This is a genomic window from Zwartia panacis, from assembly GCF_030410395.1.
In the GTDB taxonomy this organism is placed as follows: Bacteria; Pseudomonadota; Gammaproteobacteria; order Burkholderiales; family Burkholderiaceae_B; genus Zwartia; species Zwartia panacis.
Genome location: NZ_JAUHHF010000004.1, coordinates 134,992 through 155,411, shown reverse-complemented (window position 1 = coordinate 155,411; position 20,420 = coordinate 134,992). Strand labels below are relative to the sequence as shown.

Below are 20,420 nucleotides of genomic sequence, written 5' to 3'. Positions count from 1 at the left end.
ATTTGACAGTATCTCGGGGTAAAGTAAATCCATCACGGTCTAAGTTAAATGCCGATAATGTGAGAAGTTTGGCTGTGAATAAAAGATCAATGGAGACTTGAATATGCAAGTAAGAAAAATTGCCTCGCTTCTGGGTATGCTGTCAATTGCACTGATAAACGGCTCGCCCGCAGCCGCGCAAGTGATTTCAGATAAACCTATTCAGTACATCATTCCCTTTCCCGCTGGTGGTGAATCTGATGTCGTGGCGCGTTTGCAATCGGATATTTCATCAAAGCAATATAAACAGCCGATGGTCGTGATCAATCGTGCGGGAGCAGGTGGCGCACTTGTGTGGAGTCAATTAAATAACTATCCCAATGACGGAACGAATATCATCGGCGTGAATATTCCTCACATCATGTTGCAGCCCTTACAAGAGGGGACTCAATACAAGACCGATGATATTAATTCTGTGTACTACTATCATTTCACGCCTGATGCCTTGATGGTTTCCGCAGATAGTCCTTACAAGACTTATCAGGAGTTTGTGGCCGCAGCGAAAAAAAATCCAGGAAAAATGACGCTTGCAGGTTCAGCTCAGTACTCTGCCAATCACATGGCCACAGAGCGTTTGAACAAGTTGGCGGATGTCAAAGTCAATTATGTTCCATTTAAAGGTACGGGTGATTTGATTGCCTCGTTGATCGGGATGCATGTCGATGGAGCGATGGGTTATCTACCCTTGGCCATTCAACAAAAAAATCGCGTGCGGACACTGGCCATTGCAACCGAACAGCGTCATCCTGCATTACCAGATGTGCCTACTTTTAAAGAGCTTGGTTTAAATTGGGTGGATGGTGCTTATCGCGGGATTGCGATGCCTAAGAGCACTCCGATAGAGACTCAAAAGAAAATGTCTGATTTCATGGCCAAGCTCAATGCCGATCCAGCGACTAAAAAACGGTTGGAGGAAGGTGGTTTTGTGTTGGTTGACATCCCTTTGGAGAAAATCCCTTCTTTCATGAAAGAAAAGGAGCCCCTGGTCATGGAAGATGCTCGAAACGCTGGAATGCTTAAAAAATAAGTATTGCTGCAGTGCGGAAATAAATCCCAGGTCGGTACTACAATAATCATATCGTTCGAGATGTTTTCGAAACCGTCCTGGGGGTCAGATGATGTTTTCGCCACGTTTGCATGCAGTGACCTGCAGTAGCCCTGCAGGCTTACACCGCATGGCTTATCACGAGTGGGGAGATCCTCAGAATCCTGATGTGGTGTTGTGTGTGCACGGACTCACACGTACAGGCAGAGATTTTGACTTGCTTGCCAGATCGTTGGGTACGCGCTACAGAGTCGTTTGTCCGGATGTAGTCGGTCGTGGACTTTCGGACTGGCTGGCCCATCCATCCTATTACGCGGTTCCCCAGTATGTCTCGGATATGGTCACGCTCATCGCGCGATTAGAACCCGGACGCTTGCATTGGGTGGGTACTTCGATGGGCGGTTTAATCGGCATGGTCTATGCAGGTGCGCTGGCTCAATCAAGATTGAAGGCGGCTTCACGAACCCCTACCCAACAACACACTGCGGTTCCTGATACCCATTTGCGCCTAGATTCAATTGTTTTGAATGATGTGGGTCCGCACCTTGAGCCTGTTTCTCTTGAGCGTATCGGCCACTATGTTGGCGAGTCTGTTCAGTTTTCAAGTTTCAAAGACGCTGTTGCCTACATTCGAGAAACATGTGCATCATTTGGCCCCCATCGTCCTGAACAATGGGAAGAATTGACACGTCATGTTTACATCGAAAATAACGGAAAATGGGTTAAACATTACGACCTGTCGATCGGAGCCGCGTTCAAGCAAATAACTCCCGAGTTGGCATCTCAGGGTGAAAGTTTGTTTTGGGGTGCGTACGGTTCGATCGCTGTGCCCATACAAATTATCCGTGGTGAGTATTCAGATTTACTCTCAGTCCAAACATGCGAAAAAATGCGCCAAATTCATCCTCATGCTCGGTTTATAGAAGTTTCAGGGGTTGGTCATGCGCCCACACTTATGAGCCCTGACCAGATTGCTTTGATTCATGAGTTTTTAATATCTTTGGGTTAATAGCCCCCTTACGATTAATCAGGGAGCTCACACAATGAACACCTCTACTAGTAGTTTTTGTGCCGACTTGCATTGTCACTCAGTGATTTCTGACGGGGTATTCACGCCAGACGAGCTTGCCCGGCGCGCAAAGGATTCTGGTGTATCACTTTGGTCTTTGACGGATCATGATGAACTTGCCGGTCAACAGCTGGCGATCTCGACTGCACGAGAGATCGGTCTTGCATATCTGACTGGCGTTGAGATTTCTGTCACGTGGGCCAATCAGACTGTGCATATTGTCGGTTTAGGGATTAATCCTGACGATGCATCGCTGATTGAAGGTTTGCGAAGAACGAGGGCAGGACGTGCGGATCGTGCAAAACGTATCGGGGATAAATTAGCCGCTCTCGGAATGCCCGGGGCATTCGAGGGTGCATTACCTTTTGCCGGAAATCCCGAGCTGATCAGCCGTACCCACTTTGCCCGTTTTCTCGTGCAAGCGGGGTATTTTTCTGAAGTGCAGGCCGTCTTTGATCGTTTGCTCAAAGACGATGGCCCTGCACATGAGCCGATGCAGTGGGCCAGCCTCGAAGCTGCGGTCACATGGATTCGTGGCGCGGGAGGTGTCGCTGTGATTGCGCATCCTGGTCGGTACAAATATACGGCGACTCAGTTCGGCGCGCTGTTTGACACATTCAAGGATCTGGGTGGCTGCGCCATTGAGGTCATTACAGGAAGTCACAGTGTGCCTCAGTTCAAAGAGTACGCTCAGATCGCCCGTCATTATGGTTTTCAAGCCTCATGTGGTTCAGATTTCCATAGCCCGGACGAAAGTCGCGTGGGTCTTGGCAGTCTGCCACCTTTACCTGCGGATTTAAAGCCAGTTTGGCTTGATTTGGTGTGATTTAAGATGAACAAAGCATTCGTCAAAGAGCAAGATAGTGCGGAGGATGATGATCTTCCAGAAACGCAGGCTTTACCCTCAGGGACCAAAAATTATCTGACGCCAGGTGGTTATGAGGCTCTTCGCAAAGAGCTTGCGCACCTCATGAACGAAGAGCGGCCTGCCATGGTTCAAATTGTTTCCTGGGCCGCTTCGAATGGTGACCGTTCTGAAAATGGTGATTATCTATATGGGAAAAAACGTTTGCGCGAAATCGACCGACGCATGCGTTTTTTGACCAAACGTCTGGAAATTGCAGAGGTCGTCGATCCAGCGCTGCAAACGAATCGCGATCAGATTTTTTTTGGAGCGACGGTTTTGTATGCCAACCAGCAGGGACAAGAATACCGTGTCACGATCGTAGGAGTCGATGAGGCGGAGCCATTGCAGGGAAAGATCAGCTGGATTTCTCCTGTAGCCCGAGCGCTGACCAAAGCGAAGTTGGGCGACACTGTGACGCTGAAAACCCCCGGTGGAATAGAGGAACTCGATATTCTTGAAATTATTTATCCGGATTGAATAATTTGCGCGTATCCGTCGCGACAGTCTGGCCAGCGGAGTTTGACTCCGGTTGACAGCAATTTCGCATTGCTCAAACGCTTACTTCCTACAAAGTCTGGTGCGGGACCTTCTGGTGGAACAGGACCGCCCACAAGTTTGGCGAGTGATTCATACAAAGTACGCATGGGCAGTGGGTGACTGTCTGTGACGATGTAGGTATTTTCTGGCTGATTGAATGTCATCAGGTGAGTGATGGCCGTTGCCGCATCATCGACATGGATACGGTTGACCCAATGGACAGGATATGTCGGAGCAGAAGCTTGCCCCTGCCTGAGCTTATCCAGCAAAAATGCTCTCCCAGGTCCATAAATTCCCGAGAGTCTGAGACTCAGCGTTTCAAGCTGGCGTTCCTTGCCGAAATGTTCGAGCCATTTTTCCGCCTCGACGAGAATACGACCGTTGAAGTTTTTAGGCTGAACCGGCGTTCGCTCATCGATCCACTCGTGAAGATGTTCACCGTACACAGCCGTTGAAGAAACGAAAATGATACGTTTCATGTCTGAGTGCTGAGCAGCTAAAACAACGTTTTGCAGCCCATTCAAATAAACAGCCCGGTAGTCTTGTTCAGTGCGAATGTTTGGAGCGGCACAAAACAATATATGTGTCAGGCCTTCTGGCAATTTTGTTAATGTCTCCGGTTTGGATAGATCAGCGGCAAGCCACTGAAATCCAGCTGGTATTTCTGTGCTGTTTTGAATGGATCGTTTCAGTCCCCATACACGGTGATCGGGATCTTGTAGGACTTTGAGAGCGACCCTCATGCCAAGATCGCCGCAACCTGCGATTAACAGACGTATCGGTGTTGAGCGCATGTTCATCTACCTACTTCATTCGCAGCGGTTAATTCAGGCACAAAAAATCGTTCTTTGAGTTCTTCTAGGCCGAGTCTCTCCAGGAGCGACTGAAGACGAGCGATCGTATGTGGCTTGGGTGGACCTTTACGTTGCGCGATCAACAGTTCATTTTTCATGGAGTGTTCCCAGCCCACAAGCTCAGTCACCGTCACCTGATAGCCATGCGCTTCAAGTTGCAAACAGCGTAAGGTGTTCGTGACTTGACTTCCAAACTCGCGGGTATGGAGAGGATGTCGCCAAATTTCAGCCAATGGGTCTTTTAGTTGCTGCGCTTTGTGTTTGCGCAAGACACTGGCGACTTCGGCCTGGCAGCAAGGAACGAGAACCATAAACTCGGCTTCCTTGGACAGCCCAAAACGAATCGCGTCATCCGTTGCCGTGTTGCAAGCGTGAAGCGCCGTGACGAGGTCAACTTTTTTAGGCAGAGAGGGCGAGTTGATTGACTGGGATACTGACTCGTTCAAAAAGAGCATTTGATTGAAACCAAGATCCCGGGCAAGTCTCTCAGTTTGTTCGACAAGTTCAGATCTGGTTTCAATGCCAATCATCTTTGCGCGAGGTGCATGGTGTCTCAGGTAAAGGTCAACGAGTATAAATCCTAGGTAGGATTTACCCGCACCGTGATCCACGACGCAGAAGTCCTCGTGCGTCGACTGTACTTGCTTGAGGAGCGGCTCAATAAACTGAAACAAGTGGTAAACCTGCTTGAGCTTTCGTCGGCTGTCCTGGTTGAGCTTTCCATCACGCGTCAGAATATGAAGCGCTTTGAGTAATTCAACAGATTGTTCTGGGCGAATTTCGGGGGTCGACATAGCTAAGCGGTATGACATAAAGTATGTAAACAGACATACTCATGTCGAATAAAGGTTAATTTAGGGACTCTTTATCGCAATGACTGATTATTCAAAACATAAGATAGAGGAGCTTGAGGGGATCTGCTTGCTGTTTCAACAAGAGCATCAAGCGAAACACGCAGCTTCTGAAATCACTGAATGGAGACAAGCTCTTGGAGCACAAGCTTACCTCAATATTTCCATCGCTTCATATTCAGGTCAATCAGTGGTCAGGGTCACCGCGACTGATGCGTTGAAATACCTGACACCCGGCTACAACACGCTCGGGTTAAATAGACAGCTTGGTCTTAATACACTCACATCCTCTGAAGAGCTCGATCTTGAGATCGTCCTATGTCTATCTCGAGCACCGATCGCTTACTGTTTCCCATCTGTTGATGAGTTGAAAGCCGCTGTTCGGGTGCGTCATTTCGCAGTGGATGCGGCTCGCCGCACTGAGCTCGCGTTCAACCCGGATGGCTATGAACGTCCCCAAGAGTGTTGGACCTATGACGAAAACAGTGGTTTTTTACTTCGTCCTGGCGTTGATATGGTTGAAGCATTGATTAAAACGACTCAGCCTGAAGTATCTGGGCAGCAGCTCTACACCTTTTCATGCGGTCGTGCGGCTGAATACATTATGTTGCTGGCAATTGCCCAAGAGCTTAAGGGCCACAACCCTAGCATGTATCAATCACTTACCAATCAATGGCAAAAGCGAGCGTTGCTGGCGGATGACTTTAATGACGCTTTTATTTATGAAGTAGGTGGTTTGGATCGTCCGATGCCAATGACTTTTTATGTTCCCGGTTGTCGCTTGTGGTTTCGTAATCCAGACAGCCACTCAGCCGATGTAGAGGGTTTTGAGGGCTCTTGGGTGGTCTACCATGGAGGCGGCGAGTTTTGTAATCTTTGGGAGCGTGCCAAGCCGTTTACTCTGTCTGATAAATGTCTAGAAATTTACCATTGGCGAGATGGTGTTTTCTTTGATGATTCAGGCGAACTCAGAATGAACGAAGACATCGTTCGCGAAAAGGTGCTTCAAACCAAAAACTCGCCTCTGGAAAGTCAGAGAATTGTCGAGCGCATGATGCGTTATCGAGATGTCAGGGGTGTTTATGCCGAGGGTGGTTGTATTGACGCTTCCCGTGATGTGGTGCGATGGGTCTGCCCAGGAAGTTCAGATTTAGCTTTGGGCGAATCTGCACAATAGGGTGAGTTTCTGGAAGTCGCTACAATGACAACGTTCAGAACCGCCGGATAGAGACGATGTCTGATGTAATTGCGTTGATTTTTGATTTTGACGACACACTGGCTCCAGACAGCACTTCAGGCTTTCTGGAGAGCATTGGAGTGGATACCCAACAATTTTGGTCGGGTAGGGTTGATCCGTTGTTGGCTAAAGACTGGGATCCTGTTCCAGCATACTTGCACGAAATGATCGCTCTTTCCAAGCAAGGAAATTTCGGAAAAATCACGCAAGAGAGACTGAGGCAGTGGGGACAGTCGTTACCGCTTCATACCGGCGTTGAGACTTTGTTTCGCCGATTGAAGGAACAAGTCAAACAAGTCCATCCCCAAGTCCAGCTCGAGTTTTATCTCATCTCCAGTGGAATAGGGGATGTAGTTCGACACACAAGAATTGCTAGCGAATTCACGGCTATCTGGGCTTCTGAGTTTATCTATGATGACGACGGCGGCATCAGTTTTCCTCGCCGTGTGGTCAGTTTTACGGATAAAACACGATACCTTTTTCACATCCAAAAAGGGATTGTCGGTCCCAGTTTCATCGGAAAGCCTTTTGAGGTGAACCGCAAAATACCGGAAGATCGTCTAAGAGTTCCGTTCGATCAAATGGTTTTTGTTGGTGATGGCTATACAGATATTCCTTGCTTTTCTCTTATTCGAAGCTCCGGCGGCTTTGCGTTTGGGGTGTGGGATCCCAAACATCGTGACAAGCGTAGTCGCGCATGGGGGTTTATCGAGGATGGACGTGTCTCGAACTTGAATCAGGCACGTTACGACGACGACGCAGAGCTCTATCAATGGCTTGAAGAGGCGCTGACGAGCCTGGCCGGAAGAATTGCCTTGAAATCTCGTGTCTATCGTGGATGAGTCGTTCATGAGGCTTGCGCTGGAGCAAGCTCTGCGGGCCGAAGCCTCGGGTGAGGTGCCTGTCGGTGCAGTCATTGTGGATAGCCATGGTGACATTCTCGGCTCAGGATTTAATCGAACCATTCAAGACCACGATCCGACCGGACATGCCGAGGTCGTCGCTTTGCGTATGGCGGCAAAAAAAATGTCCAATTACAGGCTGCCCGGCGCGACGTTATTTGTGACGCTTGAACCTTGCGCAATGTGTATGGGAGCCATCTTGCACGCGCGTATTGCTCGCGTGGTGTTTGGTGCGGCAGATCCCAAAACGGGAGCTTGCGGCAGCGTCATTCAGTTATCACAAGACACGCGCCTGAATCATCATACCGATGTTGTGGGTGGTGTCCTTGAACAAGAATGTGGGGATGCGTTACGCACGTTCTTTCGTCGTCGACGCTCCAAGGAGATCAAAATTGAGTCGTAGTACAAGTGATAAAACCATGCTAGAAATGTTGAAGACCAATCAGTCTCATCAGGGTATTTACATTATGAGCCCCTCAAGTGCTGTCGCAGACGCGAAAGTACTGATGCGAGGAGTCAAGCGACTTGAAAAAATGGGATTTAAGGTTGCACTTGACCGCACAGTGCTTGCTTGTGAACAGCGCTTCGCGGGAACGGACGCTCAACGATTGGCAGCTTTTGGTCGCGCCGTTAAACAAAAATTACCCATTGTGATGGCATCGAGGGGAGGATATGGAGTCACCAGACTTTTACCCCATCTCGATTGGGCGTCGCTGGCTGACTCTGAAAAGAGATTTGTCGGACAAAGTGATTTCACTGCTTTCAATTTGGCATTTCTGGCTAAGACTGGACGCATCAGTTACGCAGGACCCACTGCATGTTTCGATTTCGGTGCCACCAAGACTGAGCCACTTACAACTGAAATATTTGGCGAAGTGATGCGCGGTGAACTTGAAATACTTAGTTTTGAATCAGAACATGCCGATCCGGTGGATGGCCGTGGCATCTTGTGGGGCGGAAATCTTGCGATGATGACTGCTTTGATTGGCACACCATTCATGCCAAAAATTAAAGGCGGTATTCTTTTCGTCGAAGATGTGGGGGAACATCCCTATCGCATCGAACGCATGCTTAACCAACTTGCTCAAGCGGGTATCTTAGGTAAACAAAAGGCACTCTTGCTGGGAGGTTTCACAGGTTACCGGCTGGCAGAACATGACCGAGGATATGACCTGAACTCTGCGATTGATTTCATCAAACAATCGGTCAAAATCCCGGTCATTCCTGGATTGCCCTTTGGTCACACGCCCATGAAGGTCACTCTTCCAATCGGAGCTAAAGTGGGCGTCGCCACGGAGGATGGAGTCGCCCATATCGTGCTGGATGAGCATCTTGAGGAGATTTAATTTTTATTGTTTTTTTCACTAGCCAGATAATCTTGAGTTTCTTTAATCACTACGCCTGAGAGCAGCACAATACCGATCAGATTTGGAAACGCCATCAAACCATTCACAACATCCGACACGGCCCAGACCAGATCAAGCGAGACCACGGTTCCGATCATGACAAACGCTGTATACAAGCATCGGTATGGCCAAATGATGCGTTGACCTAAAGCGTATTGTGCGCACTTTTCCCCGTAATAGCTCCACCCAAGTATCGTCGAATACGCAAAAAATATTAAGCCGATCGTGACAATCCATCCGCCCGGTCCAGGAAGCATCTGCTCGAAAGTTTGGGCTGTGAGCGCAGCGCCCGTGACCCCAGACGTAAACTGTCCTCCCATGACCAATACGATTCCTGTGATCGAGCACACAATAATGGTATCGATAAAAGTCCCGGTCATGGAGACGAGGGCTTGTTTGACAGGTTGGTCGGTTTTGGCCGCCGCTGCGGCGATAGGAGCTGTGCCCAAGCCCGCTTCGTTTGAAAATACGCCTCTCGCAACCCCGTAGCGAATCATGGTGCCGATTGCACCACCTGCGACAGCTGATCCTGTGAAGGCGTCCGTCATAATGAGTTTAAGCGCGGGCCAGAGGCCTTCGATATTGCTGAGGATGACGGCGAGTCCACCCAAGAGGTAAATAGCAGCCATAAACGGAACAATCACGGCAGTCACGCGTCCGATACTTTTGATGCCACCCAAAATGACTAATGCGGTGACCCCTGTCAGCACAACCCCCGTTAACCAGCCGGAAACCCCAAAACTTGCCTGCATGGACTGGGCAAGAGAGTTGGATTGGACCGAAGCACCTGTTCCAAGCGCGGCAATCATCCCAAATACTGCGAAAGACATGCCGAGCCATTTCATTTTCAAACCGAGGGAAATGTAATACATCGGACCGCCCGACATCGTACCGTCTGGTTCTTTTACCCTGTATTTCACTGCGAGTAGACCTTCGGCATATTTGGTGGCCATACCAAAAAAGGCACTGACCCACATCCAAAAGAGCGCTCCCGGTCCGCCGAGAACAACAGCGGTGGCCACTCCCGCAATGTTGCCTGTGCCAATGGTGGCAGCCAGCGCAGTCATGAGCGATTGAAATTGAGAAATATCGCCAGGCAAGTTGGAGTTTCTGTCCCTTGAGAACGCCATGTGAAGCGCGACGGGCAATAGTCGTATTTGGAGTGCGCCGAGTCTGAGTGTGAGGTAAATCCCGGTTCCGACCAATAAAACCAGCAGAATGGGGCCCCAAACGAAACCACCAAGGGTATGAAATAAAATAGTGAGTTGTTCCAACTTTTTCTCCTCGCATTGTGTCATTGAGTTCAGCTTGGTTGCTGACCCTGCGCATCATAGGGATGGAGGATTTAAAAAGGGCGGTTTTGCCCGTGTTGTTACACTGAAAACATATCTATCAAGATGTAACTCCCTTATTTACTAAAGTAGCCTACCGTGATAACTGCTTCAAACTTAGCTATTCAGTTCGGACCCAAACCTTTATTTGAAAACGTCAATGTCAAATTCGGGGAGGGAAATCGCTATGGTTTGATTGGCGCGAACGGTTCAGGCAAATCGACTCTGATGAAAATCATTGGTGGCGATCTTGAGTCGACTGCCGGTAACGTTTTCTTGGAGCCGGGTCTTCGCCTGGGCAAGTTGCGTCAGGATCAGTTCGCTTTCGAAGACTACCGTGTTTTGGATGTCGTGCTGATGGGGCATACAGAAATGTGGGAGGCGATGTCCCAGCGAGATGCGATCTATGCAAACGCCGAGTCTTCGGATGAGGACTATATGCGTGCCGCAGATCTTGAGGCTAAGTTTGCTGAATACGATGGTTACACTGCCGAGGCGCGTGCAGGTGAACTATTGCTGGGTCTTGAGTTTCCTGTCGAACAACATCAATTGCCTATGCGTGAAATCGCGCCTGGCTGGAAACTCCGCGTGCTGTTGGCACAAGCCTTGTTTTCAAATCCGGATGTACTGTTACTGGATGAACCGACAAACAACCTGGATCTGAGTGTGAGGTAAATCCCGGTTCCGACCAATAAAACCAGCAGAATGGGGCCCCAAACGAAACCACCAAGGGTATGAAATAAAATAGTGAGTTGTTCCAACTTTTTCTCCTCGCATTGTGTCATTGAGTTCAGCTTGGTTGCTGACCCTGCGCATCATAGGGATGGAGGATTTAAAAAGGGCGGTTTTGCCCGTGTTGTTACACTGAAAACATATCTATCAAGATGTAACTCCCTTATTTACTAAAGTAGCCTACCGTGATAACTGCTTCAAACTTAGCTATTCAGTTCGGACCCAAACCTTTATTTGAAAACGTCAATGTCAAATTCGGGGAGGGAAATCGCTATGGTTTGATTGGCGCGAACGGTTCAGGCAAATCGACTCTGATGAAAATCATTGGTGGCGATCTTGAGTCGACTGCCGGTAACGTTTTCTTGGAGCCGGGTCTTCGCCTGGGCAAGTTGCGTCAGGATCAGTTCGCTTTCGAAGACTACCGTGTTTTGGATGTCGTGCTGATGGGGCATACAGAAATGTGGGAGGCGATGTCCCAGCGAGATGCGATCTATGCAAACGCCGAGTCTTCGGATGAGGACTATATGCGTGCCGCAGATCTTGAGGCTAAGTTTGCTGAATACGATGGTTACACTGCCGAGGCGCGTGCAGGTGAACTATTGCTGGGTCTTGAGTTTCCTGTCGAACAACATCAATTGCCTATGCGTGAAATCGCGCCTGGCTGGAAACTCCGCGTGCTGTTGGCACAAGCCTTGTTTTCAAATCCGGATGTACTGTTACTGGATGAACCGACAAACAACCTGGATATCAACACGATTCGCTGGCTTGAAAATGTTCTGAATGGCTATCAAAGCACAATGATCATTATTAGCCATGATCGTCACTTTCTGAATCAAGTATGCACACACATGGCAGACTTGGATTTTGGGGAGTTGCGTGTCTATCCTGGCAATTACGATGATTACATGCTTGCCTCTACGCAAGCCAGAGAGCGCGTCTCAAATGCTAATGCCAAGGCAAAGGAGCGCGTCAGTGAGTTGCAGGATTTTGTCCGTCGCTTTTCTGCAAACAAATCCAAAGCACGCCAAGCGACCTCGCGTCTCAAGCAGATTGATCGCATCAAATCCGCTCAAATCGAGGTCAAGCCTTCTTCGCGACAAAACCCGTTTATTCGCTTTGAACAACTTAAAGTGCTTCATCGACAGGCTGTCACGCTTGAATCAGTGGAAAAAAGTTTTGATGCACCCGTGATTCGTCCGTTTTCCGCGATGGTCGAGGCCGGAGAGAAAATAGCCATCATTGGTGCCAACGGTGCAGGTAAGACAACGCTATTGCGCATGCTTGCGCTTGATTTGGCGCCTGATCGCGGAACTGTGAAGTGGTCTGAAAATGCTGATTTGGGCTACATGGCTCAGGATGTTTCAGAGCTCTTTATGGATAAAGACAGTAATTTGTTCGAATGGATGACGCATTACCGCCAACCAACGGACGATGATCAGTCGATTCGTTCGGTTCTAGGGCGGTTATTGTTTTCGGCGGATGATTTACCAAAGTCACCTAACGTGCTCTCCGGGGGTGAAAAAAATCGCATGACTTTTGGTCGATTGATGCTTAGAAAACACAATGTCATGCTGCTCGATGAGCCAACAAATCACCTGGATATGGAGTCCATCGAGTCTTTGCAGCTTGCGCTCGACAAGTACCCTGGAACTTTGTTTTTTGTTTCCCATGATCGTGAGTTCGTCTCAGCGCTTGCAACGCGTGTTTGGGAAATTCAGCCAACGGGGCAGGTCACAGACTATCGAGGTCCTTACGAAGAATATCTCGCCTCCAAAGGGATTGAGGGCTGATTCAAACATGATTGTTCTCGGGTTTGAAAGTTCATGCGATGAGACAGGGGTTGCGCTTGTTTGCACTGAGAAAGGTTTGCTGTCTCATGCTTTGCATACTCAGGTCGCGATGCATGCTGCTTATGGGGGAGTCGTACCCGAGCTCGCCTCCCGAGATCATGTGCGCAGAGTGATTCCTTTAACGCGCCAAGTGCTGAGCGACGCGAATTTGTCTTTGCAAGATGTGGGTGCCATTGCTTACACGGCAGGACCGGGTCTTGCTGGAGCTTTGCTAGTCGGGGCCAGCGTCGCGCAGTCTCTTGCCTGGTCATTATCTTTACCCGCTATCGCCATCCATCATCTCGAAGGGCACTTGCTTTCACCTCGGCTGGCTGATCCCCGTCCTGATTTTCCATTTGTTGCTCTCCTTGTATCGGGTGGACATACTCAGCTCATGCGTGTGGATGATGTCGGTCAGTATTCATTGCTTGGCGAGACGATGGACGACGCTGCCGGAGAGGCTTTTGACAAGACTGCCAAATTGCTGGGGTTGGGTTATCCAGGTGGTCCGGCTCTAGCCAAGCTTGCCGAGCAGGGTGACCCCACGATCATCAGTTTGCCAAGACCGATGCTTCATAGCGGCAATTTAGACTTTAGCTTTAGCGGCCTCAAAACCGCGGTGCTGACCAGGTTGAAAGACGCACAAGCACTCTCGCATGTGAGTGAAACTTTATCAGCGGATCTTGCCGCAGCGACTCAAGAGGCGATCGTGGATGTCTTGGTGGCTAAATCGATCGCCGCCTTGGATCAAACGGGACTGAAGAGGCTTGTCGTTGCAGGTGGCGTTGGCGCCAATCGGGCTTTACGTCAGAAATTGGCCGTTGCTCTCAAAAAACGCAAGGCGGAGGTTTTTTTTCCTCCACTCGAACTATGCACAGACAATGGCGCTATGATCGCTTTCGCTGCAGCGCAGCGAATCGTGCGCGGGTTGGTGGACTTGTCCGATCAACAGCATGGATTCGATGTCAAACCTCGCTGGGAGCTCGCCGCTATCTGACCCCTAGTGCCGTCTCGAGAATCTTAAGTTTTTTTGCTGGAGCCAATTTTAGGTTCGGTTCCTTGAATCAGACGAGTGATATTGGCTCGATGCCGATAAAAAAGGAAGGCTGCAATCACAATCAGCGCGGCACCGATCACCAGATGAGACTGCCAGACAAGCATGCCTCCAAAAAAGTAATAAAACGGAGCAAATAAAGCGCAAGTCAGTGCAGCTAGGGAGGAATATCTGAAAAAGACTGCCATGATGATCCAGGTTGCCGCTGCAGCAAGGGCAAGAATAGGTTGAATGGCGATCATGACGCCAAAGGCGGTCGCAACTCCTTTCCCTCCCTTGAATTTCAGGAAAATCGGGTAAAGATGCCCTAGAAAGACCGCAACCGCCACGCCTGACACGATTAAGGGACTGAAACCCAGCCGGATCGACACCCACACCGCAAACCAACCCTTCGCAGCATCGCCGATCAGGGTTAACGCTGCGGCAGCTTTATTTCCGGAGCGTAAAACATTGGTTGCTCCCGGGTTTCCGGAACCATAAGTACGGGGATCTTGCAGGCCGAACAGTCGACTACAAACCACGGCAAACGGTATGGATCCCAGCAAATAAGCCATTGCAAGAATCGCTAGATTAGCTAGGGTGTTCGGCGAAGTGTCCATCAGGCAGTTCCGGAGTGGGTAATATCAGGGTTGTTTATTCTAGCTTGAAGGCTCAATCAGGGTGTTCTTCTGCTCTTGGCAAGGCTTGCTGCGAGTACAATGTAATCCTCTATTTCTAAAAGTACATTTAGTCTGACCCTATGCACATACTTGTCTCCAATGACGATGGTTATAACGCCCCTGGACTAGAGGCCTTAGTAGCCGCGCTACGTGATTTGGCAGACATTACTGTCGTTGCTCCCGAGGTCAACCATAGCGGGGCCTCAAACTCACTCACGCTGAGTCGTCCCTTGGCAGTACGTCAGGCCCCGAATGGTTTTACTTATATCAATGGCACGCCTTCTGATTGCGTGCACGTTGCTCTGACTGGCTTGCTTGACCGCCGTCCCGATCTTGTGGTCTCCGGGATCAATAATGGTGCGAACATGGGGGATGACACGCTGTACTCCGGAACAGTCGCTGCAGCCGCTGAGGGATATTTGTTTGGTATTCCCTCGATTGCCTTTTCTTTGGTTGCCAAAGGCTGGTCAAATCTTGATGCGGCTGCTGCGATGGCGCGTAAAGTTGTGGAGCAGCAAATCAAACATCCTTTGCGCGGTCCTGCTCTGTTGAATGTCAATTTTCCTGATTTGCCGCACGCTCAACAAAAGGGTGTGATGGCCACTCGACTGGGAAAGCGTCATCCATCTCAACCCGTGGTGCGTTCCAGTACGCCATATGGCGAAACTGTGTACTGGATTGGGCCCGCAGGCGCGGCGAACGATGCGACAGAGGGGACAGACTTTGATGCGATTGCAAAAGGATACGTTTCTGTCACGCCGTTGCGTCTGGATCTCACGCAGCATGCGCAATTGTCGGATGTCACAACTTGGGTGCGACCGCTATGCAATGGCTAAAGCCACCTCGGGTGTTCGCTTCCGCCAAGGATTTAAAGTCCCTGGGTACCAGGGGACTTCAGGGCATCACTGCGACAAACAGTAACACTAAGATTTCTGTTTCTCGTTTGACGAGCGGTCATGAAACCAACAGTCTTGCGCGGAAAACGCAAGAAAATTTAGGATTGAATTCTGAAAGGTTGCGGGCCGCTATGGTCGAAAGACTTCATGCGCAAGGCATCACAGACGAAAGAGTCCTGAGCGCCATGCAACGAATTCCTCGTCACGCATTTGTTGACGAAGCTCTCGCGAGCCGAGCCTATGATGATGCGGCCTTGCCCATCGGACACGGACAGACAATTTCCCAGCCTTGGGTTGTCGCACGCATGATTTCCGCTGTTTGCGAAATTGAATTGCCAACGAAAGTACTTGAGGTTGGCACTGGCTGTGGGTATCAAGCCGCGGTGATGTCATATGTCTTTCCGCAAGTCTACTCGATTGAGCGCATCCGCTCGTTGTACGATATGGCCAAGGATCATTTGCGTGAGCTGAGGTTGACTAAGGTCAGATTAAGTTATGGTGATGGCATGGCGGGACTCGCCAGCGCAGCACCATTCGATGCGATTGTCGTGGCGGCAGCAGGATTGAAAATTCCTCAGGCGCTGATGCAACAGCTCAGAGTGGGCGGCATACTGATTGCCCCTGAAGGTGCTGGCGCACAGAAGTTGATACGAATACAACGTACCAGCGAAACAAGCTGGTCAAGACAAGAACTTGAGGAGGTGCGTTTTGTGCCGCTCAAGTCTGGATTGCAACCGTGAATACACAGGAGAAAGGTATGCGTGGGCAAGCCCAAACATGCATCAGGGATAATAAAGAGGCAAGTGTGAAATCCATGACCCAGTTCAAAACATTTTCTTTTTCGGTTTGCGTCACTGTTGCACTAGTTCTAGCTGGCTGCACGTCAAGTACGCGCGCGCCTGTTTCCGATTTGTCTACGGGCGTACCATCCGTTTCGACCTACGTTGTCAAGCCGGGAGATACGTTAAATAAGATTTCCCGATCAACGGGCGTGTCTGAAAATACCATCGTACGAATCAACAAGATCACAAATCCAAACCTTTTAATCGTTGGACAAACCTTGCGTCTGACAGATGCCCAAAGTCCAGCCCCAGCTCCTGCTGCGCGTCCAGCTGCTTCGAGCGCTTCAACCGCTTCAGCGGCCAGCGCGCCAGCACCTACTGAAACGAGTACAAGTCGTGCATCGGATGCTGGCTTGATCAGTTGGGGATGGCCCGCAAAAGGCAAGATCATCCAGGGCTTTACGCCCACAACCAAAGGCATTGATATCGCCGGAAATTCCGGAGATCCGATTGAAGCAGCTGCCAACGGTAAGGTGATATTTGCCGGTGACGGACCGAGAGGCCTGGGCAATCTGGTGATTGTTGAACACAGTGATGGATTCATTACAGCGTACGCACACAACAAGACATTGCTTGTCAAAGAAGGCCAAACAGTCAAGCGTGGCACGAAGATCGCCGAGATGGGTCAGTCTGACACGACGTCTGTGCGCCTGCACTTTGAGGTCCGTCGCCGCGGCACTCCAGTTGACCCACTTCAATATCTTCCTCCACGGTGATATTGATTCATGACGCCCACACTTGTATTTGATCTTGAAACAATTCCGGATGTAGAGGGCTTGAGGCGTCTCCATGGCTGGGGGGAGGATGTTTCGGATGCCGAGGTTGCGCAACGTGCATTTGCTGCCAGAAAAGAGCTGACTGGAAGCGATTTTTTACCTCTTCATTTGCAACGTGTTGCCGTGGTGGGTTGTGTTTTTCGTGATGATCAGGGATTTCGAGTTCGTTGTCTTGGACAAGCGGACGATCCGGAGCAGACGTTACTCGCGGGTTTTTTTAAGACGATTGAACGCTATACCCCTAAGCTCATTAGCTGGAATGGTAACGGTTTTGATTTACCCGTCCTGCATTATCGAAGCTTGATTCATGGTGTTGTCGCTCCAAGATATTGGGACACGGGCGAGGATGACCGCGATTTTCGTTACAACAACTATCTCAGCCGTTACCACACCCGCCACCTCGACTTAATGGACGTTTTAGCAAAATATAACGGTCGAGGCAACGCGCCGCTGGATGATCTATCCAAGCTCTGCGGCTTTCCAGGGAAACTGGGAATGGACGGTAGCCAAGTCTGGGAAGCTTGGACTCAGGGTCGCGGCAATGAGGTCAGGGCATATTGTGAAACTGATGTTGTGAATACTTGGTTGGTTTATTGCCGATTCAGATTACTGCGTGGCGAATTGGATGCGTCTTCCTATGATGCTGAAATCGCGCTCGTTCGGGAGACTCTGGAAAAAAGTGAAGAGCCACACTGGAAGCAGTATCTAGAGGCCTGGGGTCGTTAAAAATGTCTGAAGATGTATTACAGGTCGAATCTCTCGACCTCGAAGCCCGCGGCATTTCACGTCGCGAAGGAAAAGTTGTTTTCATCGAGGGTGCGCTGCCATCCGAAAAGGTGACTATTCACACTTTTCGGCGTAAACCCTCTTATGAGATCGGGCGTGTCGAAGAAATTCGACGCGAGTCGGCGGTCCGCGTGAATCCACGCTGTGAACATTTCGGTGTTTGTGGTGGATGTGTGATGCAGCATCTCGAACCAAGTGCCCAGGTTGCCATCAAGCAACGCGCTCTTGAGGATGCTTTACAGCACATCGGTAAAACCAAACCTGAGCGTGTGTTGCCCCCATTACACGGGCCTTACTGGGGATACCGCTATCGTGCACGCCTCGCTGTGAGATGGGTCGCCAAGAAGGGAACTGTTTTAGTTGGTTTCCATGAGCGGAAAAGTAGTTTTGTTGCAGATATCAAAACGTGCCATGTCTTGCCAGAAAAAATTGCAGCATTGTTGTTGCCTTTGCGCACGCTTGTCATGAGTTTATCTGCGCCAGATCGATTTCCTCAGATTGAGGTGTCAGTCGGGGAGGGAGTTGTCGCGCTGGTTCTAAGACATTTAGTTCCATTGACCGTCCAGGATGTGCAGTGCTTACGCGACTTTGCGAATAAATATGATGTGCAGTGGTGGCTGCAGTCCAAAGGACCGGATACCGTCGTGCCGCTTGATCCCTCGCATGAGGATCGACTCTACTATACGTTGCCTGAGTTTGGTTTGAATATGCCTTTTAAACCAACAGACTTCACCCAGGTAAACCATCAGATTAACCGGGCTCTTGTTTCACGCGCTTTGACGTTACTTGAACCACAAAAAGATGATCGAATCGCAGATTTATTTTGTGGGCTGGGTAATTTCACACTCCCACTGGCGACACGCTGTCGCGAAGTGATCGGCATCGAAGGTAGCGAGTCACTGACTGCGCGCGCAAAAGACGCTGCTTCGCGTGCCGGTATTGAACACGCCAAATTTCAAACACTGAATTTATTTGAAGTGACGACTGAATGGCTTGCGGAGCTTGGGCATTTCGATCGAATGCTGATCGATCCTCCACGTGAAGGGGCTCTGGCTTTTTCCCAGGCTCTTTCAAACTTGCCTATGAATTTAAGACCGTCACGTATTGTTTATGTCTCTTGTAATCCAGCGACTCTTGCGCGTGATACGGCGATTCTTTTGCACGAGGGCGGATATAAACTCAAAGCTGCCGGTGTAGTGAATATGTTTCCCCACACCGGACACGTTGAATCAATGGCCGTTTTCGAGAGTTGAGTCCAGTATCTTCTGAGCCGCCTGACGTACGCGCTCAGGAGCGGTGCCGCCAATATGATTACGTGCAGCCACCGAGCCCTCAAGGGTGAGTACGCTGTGCACATCAGGCCCGATTGATGCGTGAAATTTTTGCAGCTCCGCAACACTGAGATCAGCGAGATCGCAGCCTTTGATTTCGCATTCGCGCACTGCATGGGCGACTGCCTCGTGTGCGTCTCGAAATGGAACGCCACGCTTGACAAGGTAATCCGCAAGATCTGTTGCAGTCGCGAAGCCCTGCAAGGCAGCCGCGCGCATTGCGTCTGCTTTGACCTTGATGCCAGCAACGAGATCCACGAAGATTGTCAAAGTGTCGCGAACAGTATCAGCCGTATCAAAGAGTCCCTCTTTGTCCTCCTGGTTATCCTTGTTATAGGCGAGTGGCTGACCTTTCATGAGGGTGAGGAGTGCCACCAGGTGTCCGTTGACCCGACCTGTTTTGCCACGCGCCAACTCTGGCACATCGGGATTTTTCTTTTGCGGCATGATTGAACTGCCCGTGCAAAAACGATCCGCCAGATCGATGAAACCGACGCGAGGACTCATCCAAATCACGATTTCCTCTGAAAATCTTGAAATATGCGTCATGATCAGTGCGCAAGCACTACAAAACTCGATCGCAAAATCACGATCGGAAACCGCATCCAAGGAGTTTTGACAGACATCGTCAAATCCTAAAAGTTTGGCGACCAACGGACGATCGATCGGGAAACTCGTTCCTGCTAATGCTGCTGCCCCCAGAGGCAGGATGTTGACGCGCTTTCGACAATCTGCGAGCCTAGAGGCATCCCTTCCGAACATCTCTGCATAGGCCAGTAGATGGTGGCCAAAGGTGACGGGCTGAGCGACTTGCATATGCGTAAAGCCAGGCAAAATCGTCGAACTATGCTCAAGCGCAACAGTTGCTAAGGCTTGACGCAATAAATTGAGTAATTCGATCAGAACATCGATTTCGTGGCGCAACCACAGACGAATGTCGGTTGCGACTTGGTCATTGCGGGATCGGCCGGTATGCAAACGCTTTCCCGCATCACCGACAAGTTCGACCAATCGTTTTTCTATATTGAGGTGGACATCCTCAAGATCCAGCAGCCATTCGAAGCGGCCTGCCTCGATTTCACCCAGAATTTGGGTCATTCCGCGTTCGATATCTGAGCGATCCTGAGGTGAAATCACTTTCACAGCTTCAAGCATCTGAGCGTGGGCCAGAGAGCCTTGAATATCAAATTTGGCGAGACGTTTATCAAAGTCTACGGAAGCGGTGTAGCGTTTGACAAGCTCCGATACTGGCTCCGAGAACCGGGCGGACCAAGCTTGGGCTTTCTTGTCGAACTGACTCTGTGTGGGGTTTTGAGTATTTTTCATAGTGTTCAAAT

General features: G+C 49.9%; 19 protein-coding genes and 2 pseudogenes. 16 read left to right on the top strand and 5 right to left on the bottom strand.

What is annotated here, in order from left to right:
• Window positions 1–103: 103 nt before the first annotated feature.
• The 4 genes from QWY30_RS07790 (at window position 104) to greB (ending at window position 3,537) form a co-directional block, all read left to right on the top strand.
• A complete protein-coding gene (locus tag QWY30_RS07790) occupies window positions 104–1,066 on the top strand; it encodes a tripartite tricarboxylate transporter substrate binding protein (protein ID WP_290239859.1) in 963 nt (320 codons plus the stop codon).
• An 88-nt stretch (window positions 1,067–1,154) separates the two neighbouring features.
• Window positions 1,155–2,093, top strand: a complete 939-nt coding sequence (locus QWY30_RS07785; protein WP_353958799.1) for an alpha/beta fold hydrolase — start codon at window positions 1,155–1,157, stop codon at window positions 2,091–2,093.
• A 34-nt stretch (window positions 2,094–2,127) separates the two neighbouring features.
• The gene (locus QWY30_RS07780; protein WP_290239857.1) at window positions 2,128–2,979 is read left to right on the top strand and encodes a PHP domain-containing protein; all 852 of its coding nucleotides are present in this window, start codon (window positions 2,128–2,130) and stop codon (window positions 2,977–2,979) included.
• A gap of 6 nt (window positions 2,980–2,985) precedes the next feature.
• Complete coding sequence (gene greB / locus QWY30_RS07775) at window positions 2,986–3,537, top strand: transcription elongation factor GreB (RefSeq protein WP_290239855.1); 552 nt, start codon at window positions 2,986–2,988, stop codon at window positions 3,535–3,537.
• On the opposite strand, the gene QWY30_RS07770 is transcribed toward greB, so the two are convergent.
• Both QWY30_RS07770 and QWY30_RS07765 read right to left on the bottom strand, forming a co-directional pair.
• Window positions 3,525–4,397, bottom strand: coding sequence for an SDR family oxidoreductase (locus QWY30_RS07770; protein ID WP_290239852.1), 873 nt, complete (start codon window positions 4,395–4,397; stop codon window positions 3,525–3,527). The two genes, greB and QWY30_RS07770, sit on opposite strands and share 13 nt — an antisense overlap.
• Entirely contained in the window at window positions 4,394–5,245 is an 852-nt protein-coding gene (locus QWY30_RS07765) for a class I SAM-dependent methyltransferase (RefSeq protein ID WP_290239850.1), read from the bottom strand. Before QWY30_RS07765 ends, QWY30_RS07770 begins: the two co-directional genes overlap by 4 nt.
• 127 nt (window positions 5,246–5,372) lie before the next feature.
• On the opposite strand from QWY30_RS07765, the gene QWY30_RS07760 reads away from it, so the two are divergent.
• From QWY30_RS07760 to QWY30_RS07745, 4 genes are read left to right on the top strand one after another with little or no spacing between them, the layout of a single operon-like run.
• Window positions 5,373–6,479, top strand: a complete 1,107-nt coding sequence (locus QWY30_RS07760) for a TGL-type protein-glutamine gamma-glutamyltransferase (RefSeq protein ID WP_290239847.1) — start codon at window positions 5,373–5,375, stop codon at window positions 6,477–6,479.
• 56 nt (window positions 6,480–6,535) lie between these two features.
• A complete protein-coding gene (locus tag QWY30_RS07755) occupies window positions 6,536–7,381 on the top strand; it encodes an HAD family hydrolase (protein ID WP_290239845.1) in 846 nt (281 codons plus the stop codon).
• 7 nt (window positions 7,382–7,388) lie between these two features.
• Window positions 7,389–7,844, top strand: a complete 456-nt coding sequence (tadA, locus tag QWY30_RS07750; protein WP_290240093.1) for a tRNA adenosine(34) deaminase TadA — start codon at window positions 7,389–7,391, stop codon at window positions 7,842–7,844.
• 16 nt (window positions 7,845–7,860) lie between these two features.
• Window positions 7,861–8,787, top strand: a complete 927-nt coding sequence (locus tag QWY30_RS07745) for an LD-carboxypeptidase (protein ID WP_290240091.1) — start codon at window positions 7,861–7,863, stop codon at window positions 8,785–8,787.
• Here QWY30_RS07745 and QWY30_RS07740 read toward each other — a convergent pair.
• A complete protein-coding gene (locus QWY30_RS07740) occupies window positions 8,784–10,121 on the bottom strand; it encodes an alanine/glycine:cation symporter family protein (protein ID WP_290239843.1) in 1,338 nt (445 codons plus the stop codon). The genes QWY30_RS07745 and QWY30_RS07740 overlap by 4 nt on opposite strands.
• Before the next feature lie 156 nt (window positions 10,122–10,277).
• Between QWY30_RS07740 and QWY30_RS07735 the strand changes: the two are divergent.
• The 3 genes and pseudogenes from QWY30_RS07735 to tsaD all read left to right on the top strand — a co-directional run.
• Window positions 10,278–10,844: pseudogene (locus tag QWY30_RS07735) on the top strand (ATP-binding cassette domain-containing protein); the annotation flags it as partial.
• A 251-nt stretch (window positions 10,845–11,095) separates the two neighbouring features.
• Window positions 11,096–12,700 (top strand): ABC-F family ATPase, encoded by a 1,605-nt coding sequence (locus QWY30_RS07730; RefSeq protein ID WP_290239829.1) that lies wholly within the window; start codon window positions 11,096–11,098, stop codon window positions 12,698–12,700.
• Window positions 12,701–12,707: 7 nt separating this feature from the next.
• The gene (tsaD, locus tag QWY30_RS07725; protein ID WP_290239827.1) at window positions 12,708–13,736 is read left to right on the top strand and encodes a tRNA (adenosine(37)-N6)-threonylcarbamoyltransferase complex transferase subunit TsaD; all 1,029 of its coding nucleotides are present in this window, start codon (window positions 12,708–12,710) and stop codon (window positions 13,734–13,736) included.
• Window positions 13,737–13,759: 23 nt separating this feature from the next.
• Here tsaD and plsY read toward each other — a convergent pair whose 3' ends face one another.
• Entirely contained in the window at window positions 13,760–14,392 is a 633-nt protein-coding gene (gene plsY, locus QWY30_RS07720) for a glycerol-3-phosphate 1-O-acyltransferase PlsY (RefSeq protein WP_290239826.1), read from the bottom strand.
• A gap of 140 nt (window positions 14,393–14,532) precedes the next feature.
• On the opposite strand from plsY, the gene surE reads away from it, so the two are divergent.
• The 5 genes and pseudogenes from surE to rlmD all read left to right on the top strand — a co-directional run.
• The gene (gene surE, locus QWY30_RS07715; RefSeq protein ID WP_290239824.1) at window positions 14,533–15,288 is read left to right on the top strand and encodes a 5'/3'-nucleotidase SurE; all 756 of its coding nucleotides are present in this window, start codon (window positions 14,533–14,535) and stop codon (window positions 15,286–15,288) included.
• Window positions 15,276–16,088 (top strand): protein-L-isoaspartate(D-aspartate) O-methyltransferase, encoded by an 813-nt coding sequence (locus QWY30_RS07710; protein WP_290239821.1) that lies wholly within the window; start codon window positions 15,276–15,278, stop codon window positions 16,086–16,088. Before surE ends, QWY30_RS07710 begins: the two co-directional genes overlap by 13 nt.
• 17 nt (window positions 16,089–16,105) lie before the next feature.
• The gene (locus tag QWY30_RS07705) at window positions 16,106–16,906 is read left to right on the top strand and encodes a peptidoglycan DD-metalloendopeptidase family protein (RefSeq protein WP_290239820.1); all 801 of its coding nucleotides are present in this window, start codon (window positions 16,106–16,108) and stop codon (window positions 16,904–16,906) included.
• 9 nt (window positions 16,907–16,915) lie between these two features.
• Entirely contained in the window at window positions 16,916–17,692 is a 777-nt protein-coding gene (locus QWY30_RS07700; RefSeq protein WP_290239818.1) for a 3'-5' exonuclease, read from the top strand.
• A gap of 2 nt (window positions 17,693–17,694) precedes the next feature.
• Window positions 17,695–19,002 (top strand): annotated as a pseudogene (gene rlmD / locus QWY30_RS07695) (23S rRNA (uracil(1939)-C(5))-methyltransferase RlmD); the annotation flags it as partial.
• On the opposite strand, the gene argH reads toward rlmD, so the two are convergent.
• Window positions 18,982–20,409 (bottom strand): argininosuccinate lyase, encoded by a 1,428-nt coding sequence (gene argH / locus QWY30_RS07690; protein ID WP_290239815.1) that lies wholly within the window; start codon window positions 20,407–20,409, stop codon window positions 18,982–18,984. The pseudogene rlmD and the gene argH overlap by 21 nt on opposite strands.
• Between the last annotated feature and the right edge of the window lie 11 nt (window positions 20,410–20,420).